Consider the following 5,569-nt stretch of genomic DNA (forward strand, 5'->3'; position numbering starts at 1 on the left):
TTCGTCAAAACTGATTGTTGACACAACAACCCAGGGCCTATACGTATGGAGCAAAGCAGAATACGGGAAAATAATGATCTCGTCTATCGCCCCCGTATTTCGCTGCGCTCATAGGGGGTACTTTTGCGAAGACTGTTACAAGATGTTATAAATTTTCTTTCAGAATTCCCTCTTGGCTACCCTCCTTTCATAGAAAAATATTAAAAAATAAATATAAAATTATTTAAAAAAATAGGTTATAACAACGAGTAATCAAATAAATTTTTTAGCTTTGTTAGAATTGGCGTTAATTAGAAGAAACAACCGTCTCATTAAAAAATATTTTGAAATGATTCCTCATTATTTAAATATCGATGATGAACAAATTCTGTGGAGTTGAGTCCAAAGAATAATGACGCTATTGACTATTGAAATTTACATTAATTTATATTTCACCGTTGATAAGGAATTAGCATTTGATTTTCTAAAAGAAGCGTTGTCTCCCATACAAATAGATACGGCCACCATTGATCTCCTTCATTATTTTATTCCCAATTATTTGGATCACCTCAAGAATCAGAAACGACAGACTGAGGTTGAACTTATCTTAAAATCCAAGGCAGCGTGCCTTATTGAAAAAATTCCTCAAGAAGACCTTCTTGCCCTAGCCAAAAAAAGTAGGCCGGAGTTTAATAAAAGAACGCGGGTCTGCTTATGCCATGAAAATTCTTTCCATCTTAAGCACTAATGAGGTGCCTCAATATCAAGATAAAGCTTCACGACCAGAATTATCCATAATCAAAGCGTCGTCGTATACATGTTACAAGCCAACTCTGTTCTTAAGAAAGAAAAACCCTGTCGAAAACGCCGTAAAAAACTCGTATTTCGCACTGCTAAGAAAATCACCTTATAGAAAAAAGGGTATTAAAAACGCCTACACCGCAACCGGTGCTTTAATAGTGGGGTGTGGGTGATAATTCACGATGGAAAAATCGTTAAAATCATAATCGCATAAGGATGGAGGATCACGGTTGATGATTAATTGGGGTAAAGCGCGTGGCTCGCGCGACAATTGAGTGGTTACTTGGTCTTGATGGGTGTTATAAATATGACAATCTCCGCCAGACCAAATAAATTCATCCGCTTTTAAATTGCATTGTCGCGCGATCAGGTGAGTTAAAAGTGAATAAGAAGCAATATTAAACGGCACACCTAAAAAAGCGTCCGCTGAACGCTGAGTTAATTTACAAGAAAGAAAACCATCCGCTACATAAAATTGAAAAAGTAAATGACAGGGTGGCAATACCATTTGATCAAGTTCGCCGACATTCCAGGCGCTGACAATTAAACGTCGTGAATCGGGATGCGTTTTTATTTCATGAATTAATCGTTGCACCTGATCGACGGTGGAACCATCCGTACATTTCCAACGACGCCATTGTTTGCCATAAATTGGGCCTAAATCGCCGTTTTCATCGGCCCATTCATCCCAAATGGTCACACCATTGTCATTTAAAAACTGAATATTCGTATCGCCCCGTAAAAACCATAACAATTCATAAATAACACTTTTCAAATGAATTTTCTTAGTGGTAACTAACGGAAAACCTTCACGTAGATTAAAGCGTATTTCGTAGCCAAAAACGCTTTTTGTTCCTATTCCAGTCCGGTCCGTTTTTGTGACTCCGTGATCAAGGATAAATTGCAAAAAATTAAGATATTCTTTCATCGACCCACCGTCGCAATAGTAAACACTCGTGGAGAGGCTTTCACGGCCCGCCAGCGACATATGCGTTTGCGCCAACCATAGTCATTAATAAAACTAGCCATAAAACCCAAATAACCGCCATCATATACGGCACGCCATTCGTTTAATTAATCAAAAAGCAGTTGCTACAAGAAAACCAGCGGCAACGGGGATAATTAATAATGAAACCATTTTTGAATCAAGCTACCGGCTGGATCATCAGAAAAAAATGAGATGAAGCGTCCTGGCAATGTAATTATGAATATATACCGGTCCATCCAAAACGTAACTCAATTCCATTCTGAAAAAATGGCAGCTAAGGAAAATAATACTAAGAATATAAATTGTTAATCATTTTAACACTTCTTGTGTTGATAAGCCCACCATAAGCCAAAACCACCGATGACAATCATCGGCAGTGATAATTCCTGCCCCCTAGTCAGCCAACCAAGTGCAACAAATCCGAGTTGCGGATCCGGTTGTCGAAAAAATTCCACAGTAAAGCGGAATAATCCGTAAAATAACAAGAATAAAGACGATACCGAAAACCGAGGCCGAAGTTTACCAGAAAACCACCATATTGCAATAAATAAAAGCATCCCTTCCAGAAAAAATTCATAAAGTTGAGAAGGATGCCGCGGCAAGGGCCCTGCATTGGGAAACACCATACCCCAGGGAACCGTCGTCACACGCCCCCACAGTTCCCCATTAATGAAATTTCCGATACGACCTGCTGCCAAGCCCAGGGGTGCTAATGGGACGACAAAATCAGCAACATCCATCCAGCGTTTGTAAGTTTGTCGACTGAAAATCCAAGTCGTAATAATAATGCCGATAAGGCCCCCATGAAACGACATTCCGCCGCGCCACACTTGAAAAAGTGTTAACGGATTGGCAATAAAATTGGAAAAATCATAGAAAAGCATGTACCCTAGCCGCCCGCCGATAATAAGCCCTAAAGCGCCATAAAAAATTAAATCGCTAACTTGCTGGGCAGTCCAATGACGTTTTGGATCTCTCGCGCGGTATAACGCAAGCCCCCAGGCCATTGCAAATCCAATGAGGTACATGAGCCCATACCAATGAACTTTAAGCGGACCAAGTCGAAAGGCGATGGGATCGATGTGTGGATGATAATAAAGCATGGGTCATTATGCTATCACAGAGCAGGGAGAACAGCTATTTTCTAAAAACGCTTACCGCCCGGCGCGAATTAAACTGCCTAAACCAGCTTCTTCCAGTGTATGCTCCATCAGTAAGCGGATGTCTTTCGGATCATCCATTTTTAACGCTTCATCCAACAATTCTTTAGCATGTGCCATCTCAAAATTACGAATCACCCATTTAACACGAGGCAGTATTCGGGCGTTCATACTTAATGTGTCAAACCCCATCGCTAATAAAAGAATAACCGCTAACGGATCGCCGGCCATTTCACCGCAGATACTTACAGGTTTCCCCGCGCGGTGGCCAGCTTTCACCACGATTTTTAAAGCTTGTAAAACGGCCGGATGCAATCCGTCATAAAGGTTGGCCACCCGAGGATTATTTCGATCGACCGCTAATAAATATTGAATCAAATCATTACTACCAACCGATAGAAAATCCACACGCTTCGCTAATTCAAAAGCCTGATACACAGTCGCAGGTACTTCAATCATCAATCCCACAGAAGGTAGCTCCACATTGATACCCTCTTCAATTAATTCATCATGCGCTTGATTAATCATGCGGATGGCTGTTTCTACTTCATTAATCGAAGTGATCATTGGTAATAATACCGATAAATTATTTAGCCCTTCACTGGCATGCAACATCGCGCGCACTTGTTGTAAAAAAATTTCGGGATGATCCAAAGTTACTCGAATACCACGCCACCCCAAAAAAGGGTTATCCTCCTCCACTGAAAAATAAGGAAGTGTTTTATCGCCACCGATATCGAGCGTGCGCATAATAACGGGCCGCGGCGCAAAAGTATTTAATAATTGCCGATACATAATGCGTTGCTCTTCTTCGCTGGGAAATCGATCGCGAATCATAAAGGGCATTTCCGTTCGATATAAGCCAACGCCTTCGGCGCCCACGCTTAATGACAAGCCCCCCTCAATGGTAAGTCCCGTATTCACATAGAGCGCCAGCGCGTGTGCATCCTTTGTTTTAGCCGGTAATTCACGCAACGCTTGTAATTCTTCATCTAATTGTTGTTCTTCTTCGGCTAGCGCTTTAAATTCTTTTTTAATCTCGGCCGAGGGTGATAAATAAATTTGCCCGTTATACCCGTCAACAATAATTTCTTGCTCGCCCAGTTTAAAAAGGGGTGTACCGCGAACACCCATCACGGCTGGCAGCCCTAATGCGCGCGCTAAAATCGCCATGTGTGAGTTGCTTGACCCTGCTCCAGATATCACGCCGCGTAAACGATCCCGAGGCACTTCAATGAGTGATGTGGCAGTCACTTCTTCACTCACTAAAATAGTGTTTTTAGGATACTCTAATTCTTCTTTCTCGCTAAACTGCAAATGAGCGAGAATGCGTCGGCCTAAATCGCGAAAATCTGCTGCCCGCTCGCGCAAATAAGGGTCTTCCAACGATTCAAAATGCAATACATGTTTTTTGATAATATGTTTTAACGCGCCCTGGGCCCATTGTCCTTCTTTAATTTCATGGATCACTTCATTAATAAAAGTGCGACTATCTAAGAGACGAAGATAAGCATCAAAGAGCGCATTTTCGGCAACACTTAAGGAGTTTTTTGCGCGCACTTGCAACGTTTGAATTTCATCACGCACCGCAGCAAGCGCGGCTTCAAAATCAGAAACTTCAGCTTCAATATCCGTAATTTCTTGATCAGGCACAGCATCTAAATCCGCCGGCGGGTAAACAATCATTGCTGTACCGATCGCGACTCCTGACGAACCGGGAACGCCGTATAAAACAGTTTCTGTTTTCCTACGACGACGCTTTCGTGCTCCCAATTTTTCCAGCGCGCCTTTGGTTCGCGCATGGGCAATTTCAGCCGCTAAATGAATAGCTAAGGTTACGCAAAAAGCCTCTTCCTCTTCCGCGAAATGATGGCTTTCTAACTGTTGGATCACCAATATTCCCAACAATTCACCTTGCTCGATGATAGGAATCCCTAAAAAGCCGTGATAGTCTTCTTCCCCTAATTCTGGACAGTGTTTATAGGCAGGATGAAGAGGTGTATCAGCCAGGTTGATCGGTTCCTCGCGTTCACCAACCAGTCCAATTAATCCTTCACCGAATTTAAGGCGCAGTTTGCCCACTTGTTTGCTATTTAATCCTTGGGTTGCCATTAATACATATTCACCCTGCACGTCATCGCAAATAAAAAGGCTACAGGCATCGGCCGGCAACGCTTCGCACAAGCGAACAACCACCAACTTAAGCGCTTGCTCTAAATTGGGAGCAGCGTTAACTTCTTGCGTGATTTGGCGAAGGATTTTCAGCATATTCATATTATCGAATGCACTCCACAAATTCAGTTAATACTTTCTGATAAACGTCTCGCTTAAATTCAACGACGTGGTCCACCGGATACCAATAATCAACCCACCGCCATTGATCAAATTCCGGCTGTGAACAATGATCTAAAGAGATGGTGTTGTCTTTTTCGGTAATTTGCCATTGTCCGATACATACCGGCTCGCGATGCTCGGGGCGGCAAAATTTTTTTGGCAGTCGATAACTTATCCATTGACGTGTCTCACGAAGGTAAATAATGTCGTGAGGACTCAGTCCCACTTCTTCATCTAGTTCCCGATTCAATGCCTTACGCAAGGTTTCATTGGGTAAAAATCCGCCTTGAGGGAATTGCCAAGCGTC

5 protein-coding genes and 1 pseudogene are annotated in these 5,569 nt (G+C 42.4%); 1 reads left to right on the forward strand and 5 read right to left on the reverse strand.

Annotated features, from left to right (window positions below; translation table 11 throughout):
• The first annotated feature begins 400 nt into the window (after positions 1-400).
• Positions 401-727: a hypothetical protein gene (locus FIV31_RS07140; protein WP_280124289.1), complete on the forward strand. Its 327-nt coding sequence runs from the start codon at positions 401-403 to the stop codon at positions 725-727.
• Positions 728-913: 186 nt separating this feature from the next.
• On the opposite strand, the gene FIV31_RS07145 is transcribed toward FIV31_RS07140, so the two are convergent.
• From FIV31_RS07145 to FIV31_RS07160, 5 genes and pseudogenes are all read right to left on the reverse strand, one after another.
• Positions 914-1,708, reverse strand: coding sequence for a thymidylate synthase (locus FIV31_RS07145; RefSeq protein WP_280124293.1), 795 nt, complete (start codon positions 1,706-1,708; stop codon positions 914-916).
• A pseudogene (locus FIV31_RS08720) lies at positions 1,705-2,067 on the reverse strand (hypothetical protein). Before FIV31_RS08720 ends, FIV31_RS07145 begins: the two are co-directional and overlap by 4 nt.
• Positions 2,068-2,082: 15 nt before the next feature.
• A complete protein-coding gene (lgt, locus tag FIV31_RS07150) occupies positions 2,083-2,871 on the reverse strand; it encodes a prolipoprotein diacylglyceryl transferase (RefSeq protein WP_280124290.1) in 789 nt (262 codons plus the stop codon).
• A gap of 51 nt (positions 2,872-2,922) precedes the next feature.
• A complete protein-coding gene (gene ptsP / locus FIV31_RS07155) occupies positions 2,923-5,202 on the reverse strand; it encodes a phosphoenolpyruvate--protein phosphotransferase (protein WP_280124291.1) in 2,280 nt (759 codons plus the stop codon).
• A gap of 1 nt (position 5,203) precedes the next feature.
• Positions 5,204-5,569 (reverse strand): RNA pyrophosphohydrolase (locus FIV31_RS07160; RefSeq protein WP_280124292.1); only part of this gene is annotated, 366 nt, incomplete at its 5' end.

The organism is Coxiella endosymbiont of Ornithodoros amblus, from assembly GCF_019425495.1.
Taxonomy (GTDB): Bacteria; Pseudomonadota; Gammaproteobacteria; order Coxiellales; family Coxiellaceae; genus Coxiella.

Coding starts and splice junctions, on each gene's coding strand:
- FIV31_RS07145 (WP_280124293.1), bottom strand. CDS start 1,708: ATGAAAGAATATCTTAATTTTTTGCAATTTATCCTTGATCACGGAGTC.
- lgt (WP_280124290.1), bottom strand. CDS start 2,871: ATGCTTTATTATCATCCACACATCGATCCCATCGCCTTTCGACTTGGT.
- ptsP (WP_280124291.1), bottom strand. CDS start 5,202: ATGAATATGCTGAAAATCCTTCGCCAAATCACGCAAGAAGTTAACGCT.